This is a genomic window from Bacillus sp. SB49, assembly GCF_000469135.2.
GTDB lineage: Bacteria > Bacillota > Bacilli > Bacillales > Halobacillaceae > Halobacillus.
Window position 1 is genome coordinate 1,157,642 of sequence record NZ_CP048117.1, and the last position, 22,962, is coordinate 1,180,603.

At 45.1% G+C, this 22,962-nt stretch carries 28 protein-coding genes and 1 tRNA gene; 20 read left to right on the plus strand and 9 right to left on the minus strand.

The features are described 5' to 3' along the window. Nucleotides 1–22: 22 nt before the first annotated feature. Entirely contained in the window at nt 23–802 is a 780-nt protein-coding gene (gene fabI, locus M662_RS05985) for an enoyl-ACP reductase FabI (protein ID WP_008638716.1), read from the plus strand. Between the two features lie 226 nt (nt 803–1,028). Here fabI and M662_RS05990 read toward each other — a convergent pair whose 3' ends face one another. Further along, the gene (locus M662_RS05990; RefSeq protein WP_051348949.1) at nt 1,029–2,747 is read right to left on the minus strand and encodes a sigma 54-interacting transcriptional regulator; all 1,719 of its coding nucleotides are present in this window, start codon (nt 2,745–2,747) and stop codon (nt 1,029–1,031) included. Nucleotides 2,748–2,966: 219 nt separating this feature from the next. Here M662_RS05990 and M662_RS05995 point away from each other — a divergent pair, with 219 nt between their 5' ends. The 4 genes from M662_RS05995 (at nt 2,967) to M662_RS06010 (ending at nt 7,831) form a co-directional block, all read left to right on the plus strand. After that, nucleotides 2,967–4,370: an amidase gene (locus M662_RS05995; protein WP_051348950.1), complete on the plus strand. Its 1,404-nt coding sequence runs from the start codon at nt 2,967–2,969 to the stop codon at nt 4,368–4,370. Further along, the gene (gene aspA, locus M662_RS06000; protein ID WP_051348951.1) at nt 4,367–5,809 is read left to right on the plus strand and encodes an aspartate ammonia-lyase; all 1,443 of its coding nucleotides are present in this window, start codon (nt 4,367–4,369) and stop codon (nt 5,807–5,809) included. The genes M662_RS05995 and aspA overlap by 4 nt, the downstream gene beginning before the upstream one ends. A 29-nt stretch (nt 5,810–5,838) precedes the next feature. Continuing rightward, nucleotides 5,839–7,086: an aromatic amino acid transport family protein gene (locus M662_RS06005; RefSeq protein ID WP_051348952.1), complete on the plus strand. Its 1,248-nt coding sequence runs from the start codon at nt 5,839–5,841 to the stop codon at nt 7,084–7,086. Nucleotides 7,087–7,291: 205 nt separating this feature from the next. After that, entirely contained in the window at nt 7,292–7,831 is a 540-nt protein-coding gene (locus M662_RS06010) for a CotO family spore coat protein (protein ID WP_026578374.1), read from the plus strand. Between the two features lie 39 nt (nt 7,832–7,870). Here the strand turns inward: M662_RS06010 and M662_RS06015 are convergent, their stop codons facing one another. Then, nucleotides 7,871–8,374 (minus strand): CotY/CotZ family spore coat protein, encoded by a 504-nt coding sequence (locus M662_RS06015; protein WP_026578375.1) that lies wholly within the window; start codon nt 8,372–8,374, stop codon nt 7,871–7,873. 190 nt (nt 8,375–8,564) lie between these two features. Between M662_RS06015 and M662_RS06020 the strand changes: the two genes are divergently transcribed. The 5 genes from M662_RS06020 (at nt 8,565) to M662_RS06035 (ending at nt 10,691) form a co-directional block, all read left to right on the plus strand. Further along, on the plus strand, nt 8,565–8,813 hold the full coding sequence (locus M662_RS06020; protein WP_008638709.1) for a hypothetical protein: 249 nt from the start codon (nt 8,565–8,567) through the stop codon (nt 8,811–8,813). Nucleotides 8,814–8,881: 68 nt separating this feature from the next. Beyond that, a complete protein-coding gene (locus M662_RS06025) occupies nt 8,882–9,208 on the plus strand; it encodes a DUF1360 domain-containing protein (protein WP_008638708.1) in 327 nt (108 codons plus the stop codon). Nucleotides 9,209–9,258: 50 nt separating this feature from the next. Then, a complete protein-coding gene (locus M662_RS19460; RefSeq protein ID WP_193743891.1) occupies nt 9,259–9,423 on the plus strand; it encodes a hypothetical protein in 165 nt (54 codons plus the stop codon). Between the two features lie 46 nt (nt 9,424–9,469). Further along, nucleotides 9,470–9,757, plus strand: a complete 288-nt coding sequence (locus M662_RS06030; RefSeq protein WP_008638706.1) for a hypothetical protein — start codon at nt 9,470–9,472, stop codon at nt 9,755–9,757. A gap of 22 nt (nt 9,758–9,779) precedes the next feature. Beyond that, nucleotides 9,780–10,691, plus strand: coding sequence for an MBL fold metallo-hydrolase (locus M662_RS06035; RefSeq protein ID WP_026578376.1), 912 nt, complete (start codon nt 9,780–9,782; stop codon nt 10,689–10,691). Here M662_RS06035 and M662_RS06040 read toward each other — a convergent pair. The 4 genes from M662_RS06040 to M662_RS06055 all read right to left on the minus strand — a co-directional run bounded on the left by M662_RS06040 (nt 10,671) and on the right by M662_RS06055 (nt 13,175). Further along, a complete protein-coding gene (locus tag M662_RS06040; protein WP_008638704.1) occupies nt 10,671–11,348 on the minus strand; it encodes a DUF421 domain-containing protein in 678 nt (225 codons plus the stop codon). The genes M662_RS06035 and M662_RS06040 overlap by 21 nt on opposite strands. A 109-nt stretch (nt 11,349–11,457) precedes the next feature. Further along, nucleotides 11,458–11,883 carry a GNAT family N-acetyltransferase gene (locus M662_RS06045; protein WP_026578377.1) on the minus strand — a complete coding sequence of 142 codons (426 nt, stop codon included), beginning with the start codon at nt 11,881–11,883 and terminating at the stop codon, nt 11,458–11,460. Between the two features lie 9 nt (nt 11,884–11,892). Then, nucleotides 11,893–12,408 (minus strand): YjcG family protein, encoded by a 516-nt coding sequence (locus tag M662_RS06050; RefSeq protein ID WP_026578378.1) that lies wholly within the window; start codon nt 12,406–12,408, stop codon nt 11,893–11,895. Nucleotides 12,409–12,446: 38 nt separating this feature from the next. After that, nucleotides 12,447–13,175 (minus strand): alpha/beta hydrolase, encoded by a 729-nt coding sequence (locus M662_RS06055; protein WP_008638700.1) that lies wholly within the window; start codon nt 13,173–13,175, stop codon nt 12,447–12,449. Nucleotides 13,176–13,426: 251 nt separating this feature from the next. On the opposite strand from M662_RS06055, the gene M662_RS06060 reads away from it, so the two are divergent. The 10 genes from M662_RS06060 to M662_RS06105 all read left to right on the plus strand — a co-directional run bounded on the left by M662_RS06060 (nt 13,427) and on the right by M662_RS06105 (nt 20,515). Then, nucleotides 13,427–13,499 (plus strand) — tRNA-Val (locus M662_RS06060). 673 nt (nt 13,500–14,172) lie between these two features. After that, nucleotides 14,173–14,520, plus strand: coding sequence for a DMT family transporter (locus M662_RS06065; RefSeq protein ID WP_008638120.1), 348 nt, complete (start codon nt 14,173–14,175; stop codon nt 14,518–14,520). 1 nt (nt 14,521) lies between these two features. Beyond that, the gene (locus M662_RS06070; RefSeq protein WP_026578380.1) at nt 14,522–14,836 is read left to right on the plus strand and encodes a DMT family transporter; all 315 of its coding nucleotides are present in this window, start codon (nt 14,522–14,524) and stop codon (nt 14,834–14,836) included. Between the two features lie 24 nt (nt 14,837–14,860). Continuing rightward, a complete protein-coding gene (locus M662_RS06075) occupies nt 14,861–15,142 on the plus strand; it encodes a monovalent cation/H+ antiporter complex subunit F (RefSeq protein ID WP_008638118.1) in 282 nt (93 codons plus the stop codon). A 66-nt stretch (nt 15,143–15,208) separates the two neighbouring features. Next, nucleotides 15,209–15,793, plus strand: a complete 585-nt coding sequence (locus M662_RS06080) for a TetR/AcrR family transcriptional regulator (protein ID WP_008638116.1) — start codon at nt 15,209–15,211, stop codon at nt 15,791–15,793. A 195-nt stretch (nt 15,794–15,988) separates the two neighbouring features. After that, the gene (locus M662_RS06085; protein WP_008638115.1) at nt 15,989–16,333 is read left to right on the plus strand and encodes a PadR family transcriptional regulator; all 345 of its coding nucleotides are present in this window, start codon (nt 15,989–15,991) and stop codon (nt 16,331–16,333) included. A 1-nt stretch (nt 16,334) separates the two neighbouring features. After that, the gene (locus tag M662_RS06090) at nt 16,335–17,603 is read left to right on the plus strand and encodes an FtsW/RodA/SpoVE family cell cycle protein (RefSeq protein ID WP_026578381.1); all 1,269 of its coding nucleotides are present in this window, start codon (nt 16,335–16,337) and stop codon (nt 17,601–17,603) included. Nucleotides 17,604–17,835: 232 nt separating this feature from the next. After that, on the plus strand, nt 17,836–18,783 hold the full coding sequence (locus tag M662_RS19740; RefSeq protein ID WP_442858825.1) for a hypothetical protein: 948 nt from the start codon (nt 17,836–17,838) through the stop codon (nt 18,781–18,783). 185 nt (nt 18,784–18,968) lie between these two features. Beyond that, the gene (locus tag M662_RS06100) at nt 18,969–19,754 is read left to right on the plus strand and encodes a hypothetical protein (RefSeq protein ID WP_026578382.1); all 786 of its coding nucleotides are present in this window, start codon (nt 18,969–18,971) and stop codon (nt 19,752–19,754) included. Nucleotides 19,755–20,041: 287 nt separating this feature from the next. Then, the gene (locus tag M662_RS06105) at nt 20,042–20,515 is read left to right on the plus strand and encodes a glutathione peroxidase (RefSeq protein WP_008638111.1); all 474 of its coding nucleotides are present in this window, start codon (nt 20,042–20,044) and stop codon (nt 20,513–20,515) included. 76 nt (nt 20,516–20,591) lie between these two features. Here the strand turns inward: M662_RS06105 and M662_RS06110 are convergent, their stop codons facing one another. The 3 genes from M662_RS06110 to M662_RS06120 form a co-directional block, all read right to left on the minus strand. Then, nucleotides 20,592–21,287 carry a hypothetical protein gene (locus M662_RS06110; protein WP_008638110.1) on the minus strand — a complete coding sequence of 232 codons (696 nt, stop codon included), beginning with the start codon at nt 21,285–21,287 and terminating at the stop codon, nt 20,592–20,594. A 126-nt stretch (nt 21,288–21,413) separates the two neighbouring features. Beyond that, nucleotides 21,414–21,926, minus strand: a complete 513-nt coding sequence (locus M662_RS06115) for a DUF3189 family protein (RefSeq protein WP_008638109.1) — start codon at nt 21,924–21,926, stop codon at nt 21,414–21,416. A 197-nt stretch (nt 21,927–22,123) separates the two neighbouring features. Next, complete coding sequence (locus M662_RS06120) at nt 22,124–22,897, minus strand: polysaccharide deacetylase family protein (protein WP_008638108.1); 774 nt, start codon at nt 22,895–22,897, stop codon at nt 22,124–22,126. Nucleotides 22,898–22,962 lie beyond the last annotated feature (65 nt).

Sequence of the window (22,962 nt, forward strand, 5' to 3'; positions counted from 1 at the left end):
CTAATTTAGGAGGATTTAACGGATGAATTTTTCTTTGGAAAATCGTACGTACGTCGTCATGGGTGTCGCTAACAAGCGGAGCATCGCCTGGGGAATAGCAAGGTCGCTGCATGCGGCAGGAGCACGTCTCATTTTCACCGTAGCATCCGAGCGTTTCAAGAAAGCTGTGCAAGACCTTGCTGATACATTGGAAGGCGGACCGGAATCCCTTGTATATGAGTGTGATGTAACGGACGATGAAGCGATCATCCAGACATTTGAACAAATCGGACAAGATGTAGGCGTCATCCACGGACTTGCGCACTGTATCGCTTTCGCCAACAGGGAAGAGCTGAAGAATGAGTATTTGAACACAAGCAGGGACGGTTTCCTGACGGCCCATAACATCAGCTCCTATTCCTTAACGGCTGTTGCACGGGCAGCCCAACCGTTGATGAAGGAGGGCGGCAGCATCCTTACGATGACATATCTCGGCGGAGAACAGGTCGTGAAGAACTACAACGTCATGGGTGTAGCCAAAGCTAGTCTGGATGCGAGCGTGAAGTACCTGGCCAATGATTTAGGCAAACACAACATTCGCGTCAATGCCATTTCGGCAGGTCCGATCCGTACTTTGTCCGCCAAAGGTGTCGGGGACTTCAATCAGATTCTTCAGGTCATTGAAGAACGTGCTCCGCTCCGCCGTCCTGTGACGCAGGAGGAAGTGGGGGATACCGGGTATTACCTCATGAGTGATTTGTCCCGCGGAGTGACCGGAGAAATTATTCACGTTGATGGCGGCTTCAGTACCGTCGCGTACTGATTTGCGTACATCTTAGAAAAGGCTTTTTATTGTATGGTTTAAAAAGATAAGATTTCATAGTAGAAGGATAATATATTATTTTCTCAATTATAATTATCTTTGAAAGGTTATAAGACTCATTTCTCAAGAAGAGAAATGGGTCTTTTTTGACCGAATATAAAGTCAGTCGGGTGGTTTCGAGGATATCTAGGAAAGATAACCACATTTTTTATAGATTTTAATACCCTCAGGGAATTAGTCTTTTTAATTTTCTGCTGATAGTTGACTGATTGACCTGTAGAGCCTTAGCAATATCATTTGTTGACCGATATTCTCGTTGAGCCAAAGTTAATAGCTGTCTTTCAGCTTCTTCCACACACTCTTTTAAAGGAATGATATGGTTTACTACTAGATTTTCCGACGGGCGCTTGCGGTTTATTATCAAATATTCTTCAATTATTGTTTGATCTATGACTTCTCCGTCTGTCATTATAACAAGTCTTTCCATAATATTTTGCAGTTCCCTTACGTTGCCAGGCCATTTGTAGCTTTGTAGTAAATCAAGGGCTGAAGGTGACAACTTCTTCGTAAGTCCATATTTTTCGTTGAATTGATTCAGAAAGTATAAAACCAATTCTACAATATCATCCGTCCTATTTCTTAGGGCAGGGATCTCTATAGGAATGACATTTAAGCGATAATACAAGTCTTCCCTGAAGCTGCCTTTGTTGACCATTTGCAGTAAGTCTTGGTGTGTCGCTGTAATTAAGCGGACATCCAATTGGATCGTCGACGTTCCGCCAAGGCGCATAAGCTCTCTTTCCTGTATCACACGCAATAATTTTGTTTGAAGGGGAAGTGACATTTCTGCTATTTCATCAAGGAACAAAGATCCGCCATGGGCTAGTTCAAACATACCTTTCTTCTGTTTCACCGCTCCGGAAAAAGCTCCCTTCTCATAGCCGAACAGCTCTGATTCAAGAAGGCTCTCAGGGATAGCACCACAATTTAATTTTATAAAAGGCTTGTCAGATCGAGGACTTGAGGTGTGAATATAATTGGCAATCACTTCTTTACCTACTCCTGTTTCTCCATGGATGAGCACTGTGGAGTCCACTTTGGCGACACGTCGTGCTGTCTGGATGACGTGGTTCATCTCATAACTTTCAGAAATAAGATGGGTTTTCGGGTTCGTCCTAATTCTGAGGTCCTCTAACTCCTTCTTATAATCTTCTACGAGCTGTTTCATCTCTTTCAACTCAGCTTGAAGCTCACTCAATTCTGTTATATCTTTTGACACATTGACCACTCGTATTACTTCTCCAGCCTTATTTCTTATCGGGGTGCCTATGACTTTTAGCTTCTTGCCAGTCTGTGTTGTTTGCACGACGGACACACTTTCTCCTTTTTCAAGTACAAGGCGAGTGATGGAAGGAGTGAAAACACCATCTCTTTCAAAATCGTATACATTTTTTCCGACTAACTCATTCTCTTCTTTTCCCCACAGTTCTTTGCATGCGGAGCTGACACGAAGGGTAGTACCCTTATCATCCGACACATAAATGACATCATAGGATGTGTCGAACAATGCTTTTAAATCAGACGTTAAGCTCTGTTGGAACTGGGGTTCATCTATTAATCCATGGTAGGATTGTTCCTCTTCGAAGAAAGCGGACACTCCAAAGAATCCTTCATCCGTAAAAATTGGTGAGTGGTTGACAATTAATTTCTTTGAACCCACAAATATAGTGCTAATTTGATATTCCTCGCTTAAAAAGAAGAAGCCTTCTTTTTCCGTGGTCCATTCCTTTATGGAGGATTGGACAGCTTTTCCAGGGTCTGCCTCCAGCAATCTTTCTCCTTTTGAATTGATGAATTTAATCATGCCTTTACGATCAATAATTAGAAACCCGGATGATAAGGAATTTAATGCCATTTCTAAAGGGAAGTATAGATGTTCATTCAAAAATACCCTTCCTTTCTGCAAGCGAATTCATGCATAGGTGCATTTTTCTATGCAACTTTGCATTAGATTTTACATGTGACAATGAAGAATAGCAAGATAATTCTAAAAAATATACGTTTTATCGTTGATGATAAAGTTGGCACTGAACTTGCATATAAGAGGGTGTAGGACGATTACATTGGTAACTATCCGATTTGATGTACAGGGAGCTGATTTAGGATGAGTCTTAATGATCTATCAAAGGTAGTGAAAAAGAAAGAGGTGTCTCCGGTAGAGATTGTAAGAGAGACGTTGAAAAAAATCCATGGAAAACAGGAGGATACTAACGCTTTTATCACAATTGCTGATGAGGAAGCGATGGCAGACGCAGAACGGCTGGAGCGCGAGTTGTTGGAAGGACGGAGAAGGAGTGATTTGCACGGAATTCCCGTAGCTGTTAAGGATAACATCTATACGAAAGGAATACGGACGACAATGGCCTCAGAAGTCTATGCAAATTATACTCCTGATAAGGACGCTTTTGTCATTAAGAAGCTGAAGGCAGCAGGTGCTGTCGTTATAGGTAAAACAAATTTGCATGAGTTTGCATACGGACCGATAGGGGATCGCTCTTATTTCGGACCAACCTTCAATCCTTATGATAAGAACAAGATTACAGGGGGATCAAGTGGCGGATCTGCGGCGGCTGTAGGGGCGGGAGTGGTTGATTTCGCTTTGGGAACGGATACAGGTGGGTCCATTCGTATTCCGTCTTCCTTATGCGGGATAGTCGGCATGAAGCCGACATTTGGTTTAGTAAGTAAGCGCGGAGTTCATGACTTAGCTTACTCATTGGATCATGTAGGTCCGATGACTGCAACGGTTAAAGACAATGCTCTCTTATTGAATTTGATAGCTGGTTATGATGCTGGAGATCCATACTCCATCAATGGATTGGCTCCGGATTATCGATCCTTGATTGGTCATGACTTGGATAACAAGGTGATTGGTATTCCGTCGAACCTTCGTACGATCGTCGACAGTGAAGTGTGGAACGTACTGGAAGAGTGTATCAAGATGTGGAAACGCGCAGGCGCGACTGTAGAGGAGGTAGAGATTCCGGTTATGAACGAAATCATAGCTGCACAATCAATCACCATCCAGGCAGAGGCTTCAGCGGTACATGAACAAACTTACGAAATGCACAAAGATAAACTGGAGGAAGAAGTCTACGAAAGAATCGGCATTAGCCGCAAGGTCCCGGGTTATCAATATGTTAAGTATCAAGAGAGGAGGTCGCAACTGACTACAGCCTTCAATCAGGTCTTCGGACATATCGACGTTCTTATGACTGCCACCCTTCCTATACTTCCGACAGAGATCGGTAAGCGGGAGGTATTGGTAAATGGAGAACAAAAGCATGTAAGAGAAGAATTGTTACGCTTGACCTCCCCCACCAACTACACGGGTCACCCGTCAATATCTGTACCTGGGGGTAAGGACAGAGCGGGTTTACCAATCGGAGTGCAGTTGATAGGACCACATAGACAGGAAGCATTACTCTATCAATTCGCTTCTTTTTTAGAGGGTCATCGATCATTCTCAAGAAACGACTGTTTGAAGAGGGAGAGAGGGATACAATGATTGCGCGAACAACAGTGAAGAAAGCAGAAAATGTAAGGATAGAGAAAGACTTCTTAGGAGAAAAGGCAGTTCCAATCGACGCCTACTACGGGATTCAGACGTTACGGGCAGTCGAAAATTTTCCCATTACGGGTTATCGGATACATGGTGAATTGATCAAAGCAATTGCTACGGTTAAGAAAGCTGCAGCACTTGCTAATGCTGATGTCAAGAGGATGGATGCTTCGAAAGGGAAGGCCATTGCAGAAGCAGCTCAAGAGGTGATTGATGGGAAGCTGCACGATCAGTTCCTTGTGGACCCCATTCAAGGCGGAGCGGGTACTTCCATGAATATGAACGCCAATGAAGTCATCGCCAATCGAGCTCTTGAAAAGACAGGCTACCCAAAAGCCGCCTATGAACAAATCAGTCCTAATACGCATGTAAATATGTCACAGTCGACAAATGATGTTTTCCCGACGTCTATTCATCTGGCGACGCTGCAGCTTCTTCAAGATCTGTTGGCAACAATGGATGAGATGATTGTAGTTTTCGATCATAAGGCAAAGCAATTCGACACGGTCATTAAAATGGGAAGGACGCATCTGCAAGACGCTGTTCCGATTCGTCTCGGCCAGGAATTCGAAGCCTACAGCAGAGTCCTTCGCCGCGATTGGAAGCGGATCGATCAATCCCGCCAGCACCTTTATGAAGTGAATATCGGTGCAACCGCGGTGGGGACCGGGTTGAATGCAGATCCTCAGTATATAGAACGTGTTATTTCCCATCTACGCGATTTGACAGGCTTACCGATGGCACATGCTGAACACCTCGTCGATGCTACGCAAAATACGGATGCATATACAGAGGTTTCTGCTAATCTGAAAGTTTGTATGATGAATATTTCGAAGATCGCCAATGATCTGAGATTGATGGCTTCTGGACCTCGTGCAGGACTTGCGGAAATCATCCTCCCTGCCAGACAGCCTGGTTCTTCCATTATGCCTGGGAAAGTGAATCCTGTTATGCCGGAAATGTTAAATCAAGTCGCCTTTCAGGTGATTGGCAACGATCATACGATTTGTATGGCATCTGAAGCGGGCCAGTTGGAATTAAATGTGATGGAGCCTGTACTTGTATTTAATCTGATTCAATCCATAAGCATGATGAACCAAGCGTTCCGTTCGTTCACCGATCACTGTCTCATTTCAATCGAAGCCAATGTGGAGCATTTGGAGCATTACGTAGAACAAAGTGTAGGGATCATAACCGCGGTCAACCCTCATATAGGTTACGAGGCAGCGTCGATGGTGGCCCGCGATGCTATTGAGAGCGGCCGCTCAGTAAGAGACCTTTGCGTGTCGCATGGACTTTTGACCGAAGAAGAGCTGCGTGTCATTTTAGCTCCATATGAGATGACACACCCGGGGATTGCAGGCAAAGAATTGTTAGATACGTAATAGCATTGCACATACAAAGGAGTGGTCATATGTTGAACAAGGAAGTAGGAAATATAGATCCGTTGGAAACAAAACCTGATGCTTTAAAAAAGACGAATCTAAAACTGTCAGAAGGGGTTGCAATTATCGTAGGAGCAGATGTCGGAGCCGGAATACTGAGCCTCGCGTTCGGTGCAAAGAACGCAGGATGGCCTGTGCTGCTGTTTTGGGTCGTTGTAGCAGGAACGTTGACGACGGTTTCCATGCTGTACATTGCGGAAACGGCCCTTCGGACGAAAAAACCCCTCCAGCTCAGCGGGCTAGCTGAAAAATATGTAGGAAAGATCGGCTCGTGGCTCATGTTTTTATCAGTTCTGGTCAATTCATTAGGTGCCTTGATTGCGTATACAGCAGGAAGCGGAAATATATTAGCCGAATTTCTTAACATTCCTTCCAGTTTAGGGAGTCTTCTTTTCTTCCTCCCTGCAGTAATTGTCATCTGGTTTGGATTGAAAGCGACAGGAATAGCCGAGAAAATCATTATTGCCGGCATGTCTGTCCTCGTTCTTATTTTAGTTGTTGCTTCCTTCTTAGCCCCAACATTTGAAGCCAGTTTCCTTGCGTTTGCGGATATCACTTTTGCTATTCCGGTGTTCAGTTTAGCAATCTTCGCTTTCATCGCACAATATACTGTCCCAGAGCTTGCACGAGGCTATTCGTCTAAGGAAAATGTGAAGAACCTGCCGAGAGCAATCATTATTGGGATGCTTATCTCTGGTATATTCATGGCATTGATCCCGATGGCTGCCCTCGGATTGACGGGACCGGATAATGTGACAGAAGTCGTGACTATTGCTTGGGCAGAGGCTTTAGGGACATGGGCTTTCTTCACGGCCAATGGTTTTGCCTTGTTGGCCATGCTGACATCGTTCTGGGCAATCGGTGGAAGTTTCCTTACCAATATTGTCGATATGTTTAAATTCCCATCTGAATGGGATGTGAAGTACCGACTCATTTCCCTTGCATTTGTTGCGGTTCCACCGTTCGTGATTGCTTATAGTGGGGTGATCGGGTTCGTCGATGCTATATCCATCGCGGGTGCTTTTGCTGGTGTGATCATGGCAGTTCTCCCGGTTATTATGATCAACAAAGCCAGAAAAGTGGGGGAGAAAGAGCCGGAATGGAACTGTGGACGTCTAGCCCACCCTGCTATTCAATCTTTACTCATTCTCTTATTCAGCGGTGCCGCCCTTTATACTTTCTTGAGTTTGTTTGAAGTATTGCCGAAGGGATGGTAATAAAAGGTTGATTGAATGAATGAAGTGGACCTTTGCCTGTGGCGAAGGTCTATTTTGCATAATACTAGAAATTAAATGAAACATGGTGTAAGTATTGGTTGAAGGAATAATCAGGGATTTATATATTATGTTCATGTTTTTGAACATGAAAGGGAACTTGGGCATATACATAGAATGATGATCGAATGGAAAAGGAGAGATCCCTATGGCCGAAGAGAAACGCCTTGCACAGCAGCCAATGCTTTATATTGTACAGCCAAAATTGAAGCCGGCGGAAGTTCCGATGCAAACGAGCTTCCGGACGCAGCGGAAGTCGGTGGACGCGAGTGTGCCATCAGCGGAACCGGCAGCGAAAGAAACATCGGCTCAAGAGAAAGAGACAAGGATGCGCCGTCAACAAGCACCGCATGTGGAAGAATTGTCGAAGCTGAAGAAGGAGGAGGAACAAGCGCCCGGCGATCCTCCTGCCAGTAAAGCGGGGCAGGAAGAGAAGCGGACGCCTACGTCGCGGGAACGAAGGCAGGGGTTCCATGAGTTGTCCCTGGAAGAGAAAGTGAACTATTTCTTCAAGCTTTCTCCCCACGTGCCGAAGATGAAGTGTGAAGTGAAAACAGCGGAAGAGCAGTACAAAGGCTACATCACCGATTATCAGGATGGTATGGTGCATATGAAAGTGTTCCAGCGGCCGTTCGAGCGGACGGTTCCCTTTGCGGACATTACGGACATCCGTCTTCTCGGTTTCTAAATGCATAAAAAACCGCGCTTTGTGGGCGCGGTTTTTGTTTTATAGTGTGGCTGCTGCCGGCAGACAAGTTACGTGGCAGAAGCAGTTCAAATCAACCGTGATGCAGATTCCGGAAGCGCGCAGGTTGCGGCAGCTTTGGTCTGCTGGAGATTTAGGATCGCAGTCGTGTTTTCCACGGAAGTCCTCGTCTCCACTCTCTTCGTCATCCCCGCGGTGCCAACGGTCGGCGAATAGAAGTTCGAGGATTGCACATCCGTCATTGTCTACGGATTTAACGCGGAAGAAGAAGCTTCCTCTTACGTCACAGCCTTCTCCGCTTCGCTTAGAACCGTATCCTTTGAAAGGTTTGCATCCATCTTTGCAGTATAGGATGACAGGAACCGTATCGAATCCGGAACCTCCGCCCGTGTCACCTAGAAGATCAGCGATTGACTGCTCACAGCTTGTTGTGCAATCATGCATCACATCGTTCTGTGCATCGACGATATCTTTAAGAATATCGATTACACAAGAGCCTGAATCGTAATTTTTACCACAGCTCATTATTATTTTCCCCTTTCCATACGCATTGACGTATCGTCTTTACTACAATATGTCGGTGCGCTTTGTCGGTGTGGGCATTTGACCCTTTTCAACAAAACGGCAAGTTTTTTTCCATGGATGGGCAGACGACTATACTCAATCAGGGCAAACGCCATAGATTAACAGTGAATTCGAATAAGGAGTGAATGGAATGTCTGAAAAGAAAAAGGTCATCCATGTGAAGGATCTTATCATTAAAGCAGATAACGTCATCATCGAACCACAGCACCATCGTCCTGACCACCACGGTCAAAAGGACAGAGACGATTTCGTCGATCCATTTTTCGGGGGACGCCGGCATAGAGAAGAGGCTGCAGAAGAAAGCAGCTCCAGAGAAAAACACCATAAAAAAGAAGATGATGAATCTTCAGATCGCCGCGGAGGATTCCGCTGGTTCTGATCCGTTTCGGTTTGTCGGCCACTACCAAAAGCGTAGTGGCTTTTTCTTCATGGAGAGGATGAAGGTATATGTTAAGTGTGTTTGAATTTCTGTTGATCGGTCTGGCCAGCTTCCGTTTGACCCGTTTGTTGGTCGCGGACTATATCTTTGAATGGCTCCGGAAACCGTTTATGGAAACAAAAATCGTCAAGAATGAAGAGGGAATCGAGGAAGAGTGGATTGAACCGAAAGGGTTTATCGGGGAAGGTCTCAGCTGCCAGTGGTGTGTCGGTGTCTGGTCCTCGCTGCTAATGCTTCTCTTCTATATGATTGTTCCTTACGGAGAATGGCTCATCTGGCTGTTAGCCGTCGCCGGGATCCAGTCGATGTTGTACCTGTGGACCGATCGGCTGTGAGTGAGGAAAAAAAGGATAAGACGTTATTTGATGTATTGCAGGAAATAAATATGGAAACGTCGAAAAACTATGGCATCATCCGTCAACCGGAGAAGAAATTCGGCCAGTGGGAGAAGGACTTCCAAGCCTGGGAGGGGCGCTTCGATAAGCGGATGACGGACATGGAAGCTTTCCTGAATAAGCAAATAGGAAAAATGGAAGGGTTCTTTGAGTGAGTAGCATAGGCGGAATGCGGGTATAGAAAGAAAAGGAGGGAGCAGGATGGGATATATTCTGCCGGTCCATTTCTATCAGTATCAGGATTATCAGGAACGGGTCGTGGAAGCACACCGGACTTCATATGGCATAGAGAAGGTTTTTCAGGCGGACCTCGCATCAAAGCTCCGACACGGTGATCATCCGGAGGTAGAAAAGCAGAAGTATGAACCGCTCTCAACGCTATACACATCCGGCCGCTTTCATGCATCCGAGCAGCCGTCTCCGAAGAAAGTGGAGAATGTTTTCTCGGAAATGACAGGAAAAGGACGCCGTTTCAGCGAAGAAGTATGAAAACGCTGAAAGGGTGGAGGACGTGTCATTTACTGCGATGAACGACCATTGTTTCTACTGGAAAGGTTCCGTCAATATCGGCTATGTAAATAAAGGGGAGAGTGGCCTGCTTATAGACGCGGGACTCGACCGCTCTTCTATAAAAAAGGTGCTCAAGGAGATCAGGAAAAGGGATCTTCCATTGACGCACCTTTTTATTACGCACGCACACGCGGATCATTACGGAGGCGCATCGTATGTGCAGGAACAGTATGATGTCCATACGATGGCTGCTCCGCTTGAAGAGGCTGTCTTACGCTATCCGCAGCTGGAGCCGCTCTATTTGTCCGGTGGCAACGATCCGGTTCCAGAGCTCAATAATAAGTTTCTGCAGGGACCGCCAGTTCGGATAGACGATGTGGTAGGTGCAGGGAAATTTCCAATAGGGGAGATGGAAGGGGAGGCGTTTTTTCTTCCGGGCCACAGCTATCATCAGCTCGGTATTAAAGTGGAAGGGGTGTTATATGCGGCCGACAGCTATTTCGGCATCGATACCTTACATAAGCACAAAATCCCTTATTTAACAGATGCACATGCTGCTTTGGAGAGTCTTCGGCAGCTTCGGGATATCCCATGTGAAGGATCCCTTCCGGGGCACGGGGAGTATGAAACAGATCATACGGCTGTAATCGATGCAAATATCGCCTATCATGAAGGAATTCTCCATTGGCTGCATCGATTTATCAGAGGCCGTGACGGAGTATCCCAGGAAGAGGTGATCACGGCGATGTGCAGCCGGTACGAAGTGGAAACGAAGGGGCTTTCCCAGTTTCTTTTATATCGGACGGCCGTAACGGCCTATTTGATCGGATTAAAAAAAGCGGGCCTCATCGAGGACCGCGTGGAGGGGAACCGCTGGATGTTCCACTCTGCTTCACATGCTGAGAATATATAACTGTTTGTCGCCGTCTGTATACTCTGCATACATGATTTCCTTAGGCTCGTTGTAATTCTGTGCCTTCAGCTGGCGTTCGAGCCAGGCTTCGTCAAAACCAGCTTCCATCAGGTTGTCCCATATAATCTCACCGTCGCTGATGATTGTCCTCGGCAGCGGCACCTCTTCCGGTGTCAGTTTCATATCGTCCCTCGTCACGTTCTGAAACTGTGATGCTTTCAAAACTGACATCGTACCGTCCGTTTCCAAAAGAGCATACTGGACTTCCTTCATGGAAAACACGTCTTTCGAACGAAGCAGGTGTTGGAGCTGGTCGAGGTCGAGTTTGTTTTTCTTCAACTGCTCTCTGTCGATTTTTCCTTTGTAGATGATCAGGGAGGGCATACCTTCAAGCAGTTTCCTTGTCCCTTTGAACTTCTCTGTGATGATTTCCGTCGTATAGATAAGAATGCTCCATAAGAGGATGGCATACCCGATATCAAGGACGCCGACTTCCGGATCATAGAGAGCATTACCGACCAGCTCCCCTAGGACAAGAGCCGCGATGAAGTCGAACGCCGTAATCTGTGTAATTTGGGATTTACCGAGTACTTTTGTCATGATGAAGAGGGCGACAAAGCCGAACAGTGTTTCTATTGTGATGTTTATATAATCCATATTGTCACGATCCCTTATAACTTCTTATACGCTCCATTGTAGTCAAAAAAATGTATGCTTAAACAGAAGTAGAAGGCAAAAGAAAAGCCGCCGGGAAAGGCGGCTTTTTCTAGCTTAGTTTTTTGACCATGGTCACGTGCGGGATGCCGGCATCCATGAACTCCCCGGATATGGTGACATATCCTAACGATTCATAAAATTTCTCTGCCTGGGTCTGTGCATTCAATTTCGCTTTGTCGTACGCGTATTCACGCGTCACGGCTTCCATTTCTTCGATCATCTTTTTGCCGTATGAACGGCCGCGCTGATCTTTCATGACACAGATTCGCTCGAGCTTCCCATACCCGTTCACGAAGCGGAGTCTGGACGCGGCGACTGGTTCTCCGCTCTCATATCCGACGAAGTGAATCGCCGATTCTTCCAATTCGTCAATCTCCAATTCCTCCGGGACGTGCTGTTCCTCTACGAAAACCGTGCGCCTGACATAATAAGCATCCTGACGCTGGCTGTCTTTGGTGACTTTAACGATGTCCATCAAAGCAGATCACCCTTGGCCGAGGCGGAACGTTTCATAAACGCTCCATGCACCGTTTTCTAATTGATAAAGAAGCTGGAAGCGGTCCACTTCATCCTTAAGATCGAATTTAAGCATACGCAGGCTGCCGTATACATCAGAGAATTCCTCATCCGAAAGCTTCTGGGCGATCGTGATGTGCGGAACGAATTGATACGCACGCTCTTCCGGCATCTGGCCGGCATGTAGTTTATCGTTCAAAGCGAAGATCTCTTCGGATGGATCGATCTTCAAATAAATAGTATTGGTCACCGGTGAAAAAGAGCTGACTTTATAGACGCCGTAGGAGAAAGGCTGTGTTTCTTTAGCGATTTCCTTCAATTCAGGGATGATGATGTTTTCAATTTCCGCCTCATCCGCTTCAAACGGCTCCTTCATCGTAATGTGCGGGGGAACAAGCGCATAATGGGGATCGTAACGCTTGCGGTAAGAATTCGCCACATCCTGGACTTTTTTCGATGGAAAAACTGCAATGCCGTATTTCATTAGGCTAACCCTCCTGATTCTTCCTTTATATGTTTCCATTATTCTTTCCCAAACATGTTCAACAAAGCACGTTCAAAATCCTGCTGCCAAGAGCCCCATGTATGATCTCCGTCCAATTCATGATACGTATAGCTGAGCGGCTGACGTTCAAGAAAGTCGCGGAGCTCGCGGTTCGGAGTAAGGAAATCCAGCGTGTCTCCATCTGTCGTGACAACGGATGTTTCTTCCTTGCCGATTGTATGGTCGATCGTAAGCGCGGAGAAGTCGCGGGCAGACGCCAGTACCTCCATTACATGCTCATCCACATAAGGACTCTGTGCAATAACATTACCGAAAATATTCGGAAACTTGGCTGCCGTCATCAAGCCGAGCGTGCCGGCAAGCGAATCTCCGGCAAGCGTGCGTCCACGGCCCATATGGTAGCCGGGGAGCTCTTCATCAAGAAACGGAACGACTTCCCGAATGAGAAAATTCACATAATCGCCCTGACGTGAACCGTCCGGATGATACTTTTCACGGCGGTCGTACTTATCCTGATAATGGATGCCGATGAAAATCGTATTCTCTATCCGGTTGTCGCGGTGCAGCTTATCACTGAGTGTCGCCGCCCGTCCCATTTGGAAGTAGTCGTTTCCATCCTGCATGATACAGAAATGGTATTTATACAAGGAGGAGAAATTCTTCGGCTTGTACACCTTCAGCTTCATCGTCTCCTGTAAGTAGACACTTTCTATTTCATACTCTGTCATGGATCCTTCCCTACCCATATTCCAGCCACCTCCTCACAACAGGGAAATTCACAAAAAATTTCCCTTCCTATATCCAATGTAAACGTGTTCTCACTTATTTTATCATACTATTGTGTAAAAAGTTGAATGGAAGAGAAAGGAGGATTTAATAGAGGAAAAGAAGGGAATTTACATTTTGTTAAAAATATTTTTAATATCCGTTGACATCTTTCTCGATCCATAGTATATTATTACTTGTCAGCAGGAAACGCCGACAAAATACTACATACGATTCCGTAGCTCAGCTGGGAGAGCGCCACCTTGACAGGGTGGAGGTCGTTGGTTCGAGCCCAATCGGAATCATCTTACAAAGTGCTGGAATGGCGCAGTTTCTCAAAAAGGAGAGGCTGCGTCATTTCTATTTATTTGAGCACCTGTTGACGAAATTTTAAATTACCCCTTCCTTGCTCTTCGAAAAAACACTATCCATTTTATCAGCTTCTTCTAACACATGACCGAACGTATCCCGGCAAGTCTTTGATTTCCATGCACTTACCTATGAAGAAGATAATCCATAACTTAATATACACAGTAAGATAAATAGAAACTCGGCAAAGAAGAGCATTCAGGCTCTTCTTTTCAGGATTACAAGCAGTTTTATAAGGATTAATACCAGCCACAAAAGCAAAATCCCGCCAGCCAGTGTTTCTATACCAGATAATTCATTAAAACTGATTTTTGGTATAAATATCGCAGCAATTACTATGCCTAAGAGGTCTGTTGCATTCAACCTTCTCTTGGTCATACCGGAGTAATTACCTTTGGTGTTCCTTTCTCTAATGTTTTCCAAATTTACACGCCCTCTGGTCGTTAAAGTAGTTGTACTTATATCGGGTATATTTTCAATTTGTTTAGTATGCTTTCCGCTTCCACATGTTCAGCAGTCACTTTTAAGTATTGATACTTGAAAGTGGAGGATATTTATCATAAAATCTAACTAACGTTCGTTAGATTTTTATTATAGGAGGATTTAATAATGGCATGGTTCTATCTTGTTTTAGCTGGTCTGAGTGAAATAGGTTGGGCATTCGGATTGAAACTGTCAGAAGGTTTCACGAACATCCTTTACGTCATCCCGACAGTCATCTTAATCATTTTCAGTTTTTGGTGTTTCTCCAAGTCGCTGTCCGTTTTACCGGTATCAACAGCGTATGCGATCTTCACAGGTATAGGAGCATTTGGTACGGGGGTATTGGGGATGTTGTTCCTCGAGGACAGCGTGAGCGTGTTGAAAGTATTGTTACTGGTAGTATTAATCAGCTGCATCATCGGTCTTAAGTTAGTTGGAGAACAACCGGAAGAAGAAGCGGAAAGGAGCGTTTAATATGAGTTGGTTTATTTTGATTATGGCAGGGTTGATGGAAGTTGGGGGCGTAATCTTCCTGAAATTATCGGAGGGGTTTTCCAAACTCAAGCCGACCTTGATTTTTATAATTTTCATGGCATCCAGTTTTCTTTTACTATCCTTATCCTTAAAGTCCATCCCAATAAGCGTCGGCTATGGGATATGGACTGGTGTGGGAGCTGCCGGCAGTGTTCTTTTAGGAATGTTCCTCTTTCATGAACAAAAAAATCCAAAAAAGATTGCACTCGTTATTGGTGTCATCTCCTGCATTGTAGGATTAAAATTTGTTTCTTAATTCATGGAGGAAGGGGGAGGGACATTGACAGATATCCTTATTTTCACAGTGGATCTATGCATCATCACGGTTGCCATCTCTATTTTAATATTAGTGATTCGTGCGATGAAAGGACCGTCGGAAGCTGATAAATCGGTAGCATTGGACGCTATTGGTATAAACATGATGGCGATGACCGGCCTTTTGGCCATTAAATTGTCTACTACCTGGCTGAGCGATGTCCTTTTACTGATAGGGATTTTGCTTTTTGTAGGAACAGTGGCTACAGCTAAGATTATCGAGAAACGAAATATTATTGAAAAATAAAGGAACTTATGACATAGTGAACTCTGATGAACGCTTGAAGTGCGTGTATGAAAAGGAGTTGTAAGCATGTCAAAAGGGGAAGAGACGAAGAAAAGAATACTTGATAATGCTTTAGTCACCTTTGCGGATAAAGGATATGAGCAAACCTCACTGAAGGACATTGCAGTAAAGTCGAATATAAAGGCGCCGTCTATATACGCTTATTTCTCCAGCAAGGACCATTTGTTTGAAGAAGTTGTTGAGTTAACGATGGCTAAGTATGTCGCATTCATTTCGGAGCAGTATCAGGAACTGTCCTCTTATGATATGGAAAAAAAGCTGTATCACCTGCTGATCGATCTGAATAAGTATTTCTATAATAATAGTATCGGGCTGTTTGTAAGAAGGTTCTTTATTATTCCTCCCGAACCATTCAAAGAGTTGATAAATAGTAAGTATCTGGAGATGGAGCATGCAATTAAGCACCTTCTTCATACCATTTTCAAAGAAGAAGATGGGAACGATACATTCGTAGATTTTGAAGTGATACTCACTTCCTATTTGTGTATATTGGATGGAACGTTAATCTATTTGATGAATTTCCCTTATGACGTGTATAGGAAACGGTTGGATGATTCCTGGGGTACTTTCTGGAATGGGATACAAAAATAAAGGACGACCTGCTTCAGCTCCAATCGGTCAAGAGAACAGGAATAAAATATAGTCCAAACCGTGGAATCGAGGCGCTTCTTTTAAAGACGTCTCGATTTTTATTTGTCATCTTATTGACAAACGCTTGAGGACGGCATATCCTTATACCTAGATAAACTATGCATAGTAATTCTAGGTATGAGGAGTGATGGACAAATGAAGGTCAACAAGGAGTTATTGAAAGGCAGCACCTCCATCCTCATTCTCAGCCTGCTCAATAACAGGCCCATGTACGGGTATGAATTGATCAGGGTGATGGAAGAGAAGTCGAACGGGGTATTTAGTCTGAAAGAAGGGACACTTTACCCACTGCTGCATTCCCTTGAAAAAAATGAAGTAATCGAGTCGTATTGGGGGCAGGGGGATACCGGGAGAAAGAGAAAGTATTATCGATTAACCGCAGAAGGCAGAGTGTTTATGGAAGAGAAACGAGAAGAGTGGTCTACGTTTAAAGTGGCGGTAGACGATATATTAGCGTGGGAAAGGATGGCATGGGAATAGCATGGAAAATCCGATAACAGCGTACATAGATAAGGTTTGCCGGCGAATTAAGAATAAGAGTCTCCATCAAGAGATTAAACTGGAAATAGAAGATCATTTGATGGAGCTTAAAGAGAATGCTCTGCGTAATGGATGTTCAGAAGAGGAAGCGCTGGATCAAGCCTTTTCTCAAATGGGTGACCCGGATGAAATAGGAAAGCAGCTTCATAGAACCCATCGAAGAAAAGTGGAGATGACCATCATTCTGCCCGTATTTATCACTTCGATCGTCGGCTTGCTTTCCATGTATTTCATTCAATCCTATACTCCTGATGGAATGATCGGATCTATATTTACCAACAGCTTAATTTATTATTTGGCGGGTGCGGCGCTTCTGGCAGTATTCTACTGCCTTGATTATTCGCGTATCCTGCGCTGTTCTTCCTACATCTATGCAGGTGCAATTTTGATACTCCTGCTCAGTTTATTTATCGGCGTCCGGGCAGGGGGAGCTCCTTATTTGGATATAGGTATAGCTATGCTCGACGTTTCCGGTATAAGTGCTTTAATTGTCGGAGTAGCTCTAGCAGGCATCTTTGAGTCTTGGAATTGGAAGAAGCCTGCTGATGGAGTGATCGGCATAGGAATACTTGTCCTTCCGGTTGTGCTGTTGGCAATGATGGGAGTTGTCTCGTACACCCTTTGTTTGTTGATCTGCTTAGTAGTCATGACAGCGTCCGGAGCCGGTTTTAGGCAGGTGACTGGTTTTGTTACAGCTTCAGCAGCTGTTCCCGTCTTCCTCTTTGCATTTGACTTTGCTCCATTTTCCTACTTTGCACCGGAGGCTGTTCGAAACAGCGTTGAAATATCCAGCCTTTTGAGTTCGGCCGGGTGGTTCGGAGCAGGTTTCTCTATGAACGCAGGCACTCTTTCTGAAGTTCATACGGACTATATTTTCGTATACGTCATCCATTCTTTTGGTTGGCTTGCTGGAATAAGCCTGCTGTTCCTCATCAGCTTATTCGTCCTTCGGATGATTTATATGTGGAAACAAGTGAAACCTGGGCAGGGGAAGTTAGCAGCGTTAGTGATTGCTGTGGTTATTTCTTTGCACTTTATCATCAGCATCCTGACGAACATGGCTGTCCTTCCGTCCCTGGGAATTGCACTTCCGTTTATGAGCTTCGGTGGTTCTTCCATCCTCATTGATATGGGGGCAGTCGGACTGTTCTTAAATATCTGCCACAGAGGATATGAGGAAACATCAGTAGGAACAGAAGTCCCTGCATGAAGGAAAGGTGACTGCTTTTACAGCTGGTCACCTTTTTTATGTGAAAGTGTAGTGTGGTATTTTATGTAAAATATGATACGATAAAGTCGGCATGTAGTTCCAAATGGAGCGGACAGCACAAGTTTGGAAAATGCAGATTTGGGAGTCGGTAGAAGAAACTAAGTTTCCCGCTGGTATCCAGACGGGGTTCCGGTTTATTCTACTTAATTTGTATCTGAAGGAAGGGTAACGAATGAAAAAAAGAATCATTGTTTTAACAGCCTGTATGATGACAGGCCTCGTCCTGTCCGGCTGCTCCGGGGAGGAAGGACAGAACGACGATCAAGCATCGGATGATAACGTCGAGGAAACGGTCGCTGCAGAAGAATCATCGTCCGATCCGAAAGAAGATGGGGAGGAAAATATTTCTTCGTCGACAGAAGAGGCACATGCGGAAGAAGCGGCAAGTGATTCATCTTCCAACTCTATCGATACATATTTGCAGGAAAACTACAAAGTTGATCAGGCACATTATGAAACAGATGTCTGGGAGAGTGATTCCGGTGTGACGAATCTTACCGTCAACCTGATGCCGGACACAGAAGCATATAGTCAGGAAATGGACAAGAAATTTCAGAACGGTCAGTCAGAAGTGGAGGAAGACATAGAAAGTCTCTTCGATGTGGCAGCCCGGATCATGAAGGAACTTCCGGAAGAGAAAGGACGGGTCGATTCGGTTAATTGGGTATCCTATGACGGGGAATCCACCGTTACTCTGATCCAGGATTACGAGCATAGTGAAAAGCCGGCCGGCGACGATGCCCTGTCGAAGTATTCGGATGAGCAGATCGAGTATGCACGGGTTTGGCTCCAGCTCGGTCCGAATCAGGATATTGATGAATTGAACGTCCGAATCATTCCTGCGGGAGAGAAGCTGAATCCTGATGACGAAACCAGTGCTGTTTACCCCGAGGACGTCATCCAGTTGGCCGGCTCCCGTTTGGTGGATGGATCGGTCACGTATAGTGGAAATGGGGACGGCACCATCAATGTGTATAATGTCCCGCTGCGCTGGGATGGGAAATATCCGGCAGGGAAAGATTTCTACAATGAAATCATAGAATCCACTAAGCTCGTCCCGGTTGAAACCGCTGAGGATGAGGAAGTCATCCGACTGATCCAACTGCAGAAAATTCAATAAAGGAATGAGATATAAGCTCTTGTTAGCTCTTTTTCATTGTTAATGAATCAGAGGTTCTAACAAGAGTTTTTTTAATTCCAATAAACACAGGATTTTTACATATAATTACAATAAAGTTAAAAATTATGTTTCTGTTCCTCGCCGGAGGGTAAGTAGTCCTTAATACAGGTGAGGAGGAGTTATTATTGAAAAGTATCCTTCGGTCAGTGTCCTTGATCGTATGCGCTGTGCTGTTTTTCAGTGGAACTTTTGTGTTCTTTCAGGAAGGAAAAGGGAACAGAGTCATATATGCGTCAGAAAAAACGACGTCTATACCCAATGAAATCATTGAAAAAGCAGATCCTTACATTACCATCACACGATCAAATGGAGAGAAACAGGAGGCTGGGACAGCGGATGATTGCGCAGGGGATAATGACCCGGATTGCCCGTACTTACCTGGTGATGGAAGAGAGATCCCTAACCGTGGTGACAAGCAATATATAATAGAGGATGGAACAAAGCCGGTGTACTATCAATACAAAATTGATTTAATCGGTTTAATAGAAGAAGTCGGTTCGGAACAAGCGATGGATATTTGGAGAGTTGTCCTGGATCGAAATTCCGCCATGAAAAACGTTGATTTTAGAGACGGCACCTATCTTGCGGATACAAAGAGTGTGAAGGTTGCGGCGGTTACTCCTGTGACGGATGGCTTTTCTGCCCAGGATGTCGAATTTGGTGAGAATGACATTGAATTTCATTGGTGGGGAGCAGAATTGTCATTAACAGGGGACATGGTAGGGTATTTAATCGGCCTTGGAGTGGGAGCGGCAGGTTTAGCTTTAGGCCAATTCTTCCCTGGCATCTGGGTAGCTGTCGGAACGTTTGCAGCGGAATCTATAGTTGGTTTGATTTTAACGCTGAATACGCCTGACCCAGTCATCATCACTTATCAATGGGGAGGACAGCCGGTAGTCGAAACACCATAGGAGGGATGCTTTATCAGCAAGGCAGCTATCACGTCGTTAGTTATTGCAGGTTGGGTTATTTTATACTCTCTGCTGTATTTTTTAGTAGCGGAACCCTTGGTAAAGTATCCGTTAATTGGATTAAGCCTGTTGGCGGCTTTCTTCATCCAGAAGAAATTGACGGAGAAATATGCTGATTCAGGAAAAGGAAGATCGTAGCTCTGCTTCTGGCAGGGCTCTTTTTATGAAGCAAAATAGAAGGTGGAAAGCCGGCAGTATTGTATGATAGATACAGGAGGTGGAGGAGAATGTCTGTCTACGAATATGTAGTCCAGGATAAAAGCGGGGGAGAAGTCAGCCTCGGTGATTATGAAGGTAACGTGCTGTTGATTGTCAACACGGCGACGAAGTGCGGCCTTGCAAACCAGTTCGAGGGGTTGGAGGCACTTCATCAGAAATACGAATCGGAAGGGCTGCGCGTGCTCGGCTTCCCTTGTAATCAATTCATGAATCAGGAGCCGGTTTCAGATGAAAACATGGCACAGGAATGTAAAATCAACTTTGGCGTTACGTTTCCGCTTTTCAAGAAGATCCAAGTGAACGGGAAAGATGCTGACCCGTTATATAAGTACCTGAAGACGGAGCAGAAGGGTCTGCTTGGAAGTGATATTAAGTGGAACTTCACCAAGTTCCTTGTCGATCGTAAAGGGAATGTCGTGAAACGGTTTGCTCCGAAGACAAAACCTGAGCAAATCGAACAGGATATTCAAGAGCTCCTTTAAAGGGAAAAGCCTTCTTTTCGAGGAAGGCTTTTTATTTTGCGCGAATCCCGGATGGAAAATCCGCGATTCCTCTTTTTCACCCTTTTCCTTCCTCGACAGCCTGCTTAATTAGATCAAGCGGGTGTGCTTCCTTTGACTTCTTCTCATACACGACTTTTCCATCCTGCCACTGGATGAGTGTCTGCTTGGAATCGGCAAATCCGTTGATCTTGATGACACCTCTATCCTCCGGGGCCGGGAGGTAGTGGTCCTCTAAATAGTCCACGATATCAGCTGCGAGTTTCTCATTGTCCGGATAGACAGCATTAGCGTATTGATCATCCAGGGGGAAATCCGTTTCGATCAACCAATTCCCTTCGTTCCAAAGAATGTGTTCATGGCCGGCACCGGCGTCTCTCGAAGCTTTAATGCCGTGGCCGAGTTCCATATTCGTCTGTTCGATCTTCCGATAGTCTTTGATGTAAGCGGCAGCTTGTCTTTCTGAGTCAAAAGATTTTTTTGTGAAAGGACGTGTGTCCTCTCCTTCTGCCGTTTTCTCCGCTTCTGATGAAGAAGCGGTTTCTTTATCTGTCTCTTCGTTCGCTTCATCAGACGCATTCGTCTTATCCTTTACATCGGTTTCCTGTGCCTGCTCTGTTGCTGACGGATCGTCTTCATCGGTTGTTTCGGCATTGGAACTGCAAGCTGCCATGGTTACGGCCATCCCTAAGAAAAGCACAGCCATATAATTTTTTACTTTCATGTAAGATTCCACCTTTATTATGGTATACATTTCTCTTCCTCCTCCTCTGCGTGGTTAAACAGGTAATCAACAGGAAAACATTAGTTCCTAATCAGCGGTAATAGAATGTTCCTGCCAATTGAACAAAAAAAGAAGCTGTTTTTACACGTTTTTTTCTTATATGTAAAAGTCATCATTTTCCAGCACAATGATCGGTTCGTCCGAATCCTTTTCTGCTGTTTTGATCGTATGCTCGACAAGTTGTTCAATCAGTGGGTGACACTTTTGAGCCCCTTTAATGAGCAGGGGAACGCCAAATGTATCGATACCAAGGCCTCTCGATAATCCTCCACCTATCGACATCACAAAAGGGACGGTAGGGGAAGTGTTGCTGAAGACGATGCGGTCTTCAATATCGAACATTTGGAAGAAGATCTGGCAGAGGTCGCTCAGCGCAGGCACGACTAGATTCTGGGATTTTCGTCCGATGGTGTAGACGTCATGGCCCTTTGAATCCTGTCCATGGAAAAGCAGTCTGCCTGCGTCTTTTTTTGTCAATTTGTTGAAGAACGGAATCTCTAAAATGTCTTGTTTATCGAGGATCTGCCCCTTTTGTAAGTAACCGAGATGATAGGCTGCTGCAATCGACGTGGTATGTGTCCCACCGTAATCGTTGTATATATAAATCATAAGGATGCCTCTTTTCCGTCATAATACTATTATCGTGAACCTGGACTCTTTAAATATTCGTATAAGGGCGTAGAGGAGAAATTTCTATTATTCATACTAATGTCCAGGACGCAGTAGGTGCTGTTCCGTCCATTTTAATTGGAGTATAAGAAAAAAGACAAACTCATCCACACGGAGTTTGTCTTCAGGAAGAGGAGTCAGTTCCATGTTTCCTCTACATTCAATTCCTTCAGATATTGGTAACGCGGGTCCATGCGCATCAGCTCGGAAACCGTCACCAGCTGATATCCGCGCTTCTTCAATTCCGGAAGAATTTTCTTTAAAGCCTGGACGGTCTGAGATCTGTCCCCACCGCCGTCATGAAATAGGATGATGTCCCCGTTCTGCACTTTCGTCAGAACGTTAGCGACGATTTTACCCGCCCCCGGCTGCTTCCAGTCATAGGTGTCCTGGTGCCAGGACCAGAGGACGAAGGTATAGCCTTCTTCGTTGACAGCATTAATGATCCGCGTGTCATAATATCCTCCCGGCGGCCGGAATAACGTCGTCGATGTGTTGGTGATTCCTTCGATGACGTCATTCGTCCGGTTCAAATCTTCTTTAATTTCTGTCGTACTCATCCTTGGTATGTTTCCATGACTGTACGTATGGTTGGCAATTTCATGGCCGGCCAAAGCGGTCTGCCGGATGACCTCAGGATTTTCTTCTGCTCTCGACCCCATTACAAAGAATGTCGCTTTTGCATCATATTTGGCAAGCAGATCCAAGATTTCAGGTGTATAGGTTTCGCTTGGGCCGTCATCAAAGGTAATGGCAACACTCTTGGAGGGGTTAGGCACTTCCCAGACAGCAGACCCTTGATTTTCGTAAAAAGAGCGTGGACGTTTCAACTCGGATGCGTGACTGTACGTAGTGCTGATACACGCGAATAGTAAGACCAGTACCGCAATCCAGTTACTAATATTTTTCATTTATGATCACCCATTCACCCTTTGGGAAACGTATAGGCTTAATGTGAGCTTTTCGGGCCGCGATT

Bases quoted from the DNA above. Each gene is read 5' to 3' on its own strand.
- fabI (WP_008638716.1), top strand. From the start codon at position 23: ATGAATTTTTCTTTGGAAAATCGTACGTACGTCGTCATGGGTGTCGCT.
- M662_RS05995 (WP_051348950.1), top strand. From the start codon at position 2,967: ATGAGTCTTAATGATCTATCAAAGGTAGTGAAAAAGAAAGAGGTGTCT.
- aspA (WP_051348951.1), top strand. From the start codon at position 4,367: ATGATTGCGCGAACAACAGTGAAGAAAGCAGAAAATGTAAGGATAGAG.
- M662_RS06005 (WP_051348952.1), top strand. From the start codon at position 5,839: ATGTTGAACAAGGAAGTAGGAAATATAGATCCGTTGGAAACAAAACCT.
- M662_RS06010 (WP_026578374.1), top strand. From the start codon at position 7,292: ATGGCCGAAGAGAAACGCCTTGCACAGCAGCCAATGCTTTATATTGTA.
- M662_RS06015 (WP_026578375.1), bottom strand. From the start codon at position 8,374: ATGAGCTGTGGTAAAAATTACGATTCAGGCTCTTGTGTAATCGATATT.
- M662_RS06020 (WP_008638709.1), top strand. From the start codon at position 8,565: ATGTCTGAAAAGAAAAAGGTCATCCATGTGAAGGATCTTATCATTAAA.
- M662_RS06025 (WP_008638708.1), top strand. From the start codon at position 8,882: ATGTTAAGTGTGTTTGAATTTCTGTTGATCGGTCTGGCCAGCTTCCGT.
- M662_RS19460 (WP_193743891.1), top strand. From the start codon at position 9,259: ATGGAAACGTCGAAAAACTATGGCATCATCCGTCAACCGGAGAAGAAA.
- M662_RS06030 (WP_008638706.1), top strand. From the start codon at position 9,470: ATGGGATATATTCTGCCGGTCCATTTCTATCAGTATCAGGATTATCAG.
- M662_RS06040 (WP_008638704.1), bottom strand. From the start codon at position 11,348: ATGGATTATATAAACATCACAATAGAAACACTGTTCGGCTTTGTCGCC.
- M662_RS06045 (WP_026578377.1), bottom strand. From the start codon at position 11,883: ATGGACATCGTTAAAGTCACCAAAGACAGCCAGCGTCAGGATGCTTAT.
- M662_RS06050 (WP_026578378.1), bottom strand. From the start codon at position 12,408: ATGAAATACGGCATTGCAGTTTTTCCATCGAAAAAAGTCCAGGATGTG.
- M662_RS06055 (WP_008638700.1), bottom strand. From the start codon at position 13,175: ATGGGTAGGGAAGGATCCATGACAGAGTATGAAATAGAAAGTGTCTAC.
- M662_RS06065 (WP_008638120.1), top strand. From the start codon at position 14,173: ATGGCATGGTTCTATCTTGTTTTAGCTGGTCTGAGTGAAATAGGTTGG.
- M662_RS06070 (WP_026578380.1), top strand. From the start codon at position 14,522: ATGAGTTGGTTTATTTTGATTATGGCAGGGTTGATGGAAGTTGGGGGC.
- M662_RS06080 (WP_008638116.1), top strand. From the start codon at position 15,209: ATGTCAAAAGGGGAAGAGACGAAGAAAAGAATACTTGATAATGCTTTA.
- M662_RS06085 (WP_008638115.1), top strand. From the start codon at position 15,989: ATGAAGGTCAACAAGGAGTTATTGAAAGGCAGCACCTCCATCCTCATT.
- M662_RS06090 (WP_026578381.1), top strand. From the start codon at position 16,335: ATGGAAAATCCGATAACAGCGTACATAGATAAGGTTTGCCGGCGAATT.
- M662_RS19740 (WP_442858825.1), top strand. From the start codon at position 17,836: ATGAAAAAAAGAATCATTGTTTTAACAGCCTGTATGATGACAGGCCTC.
- M662_RS06105 (WP_008638111.1), top strand. From the start codon at position 20,042: ATGTCTGTCTACGAATATGTAGTCCAGGATAAAAGCGGGGGAGAAGTC.
- M662_RS06110 (WP_008638110.1), bottom strand. From the start codon at position 21,287: ATGTATACCATAATAAAGGTGGAATCTTACATGAAAGTAAAAAATTAT.
- M662_RS06115 (WP_008638109.1), bottom strand. From the start codon at position 21,926: ATGATTTATATATACAACGATTACGGTGGGACACATACCACGTCGATT.
- M662_RS06120 (WP_008638108.1), bottom strand. From the start codon at position 22,897: ATGAAAAATATTAGTAACTGGATTGCGGTACTGGTCTTACTATTCGCG.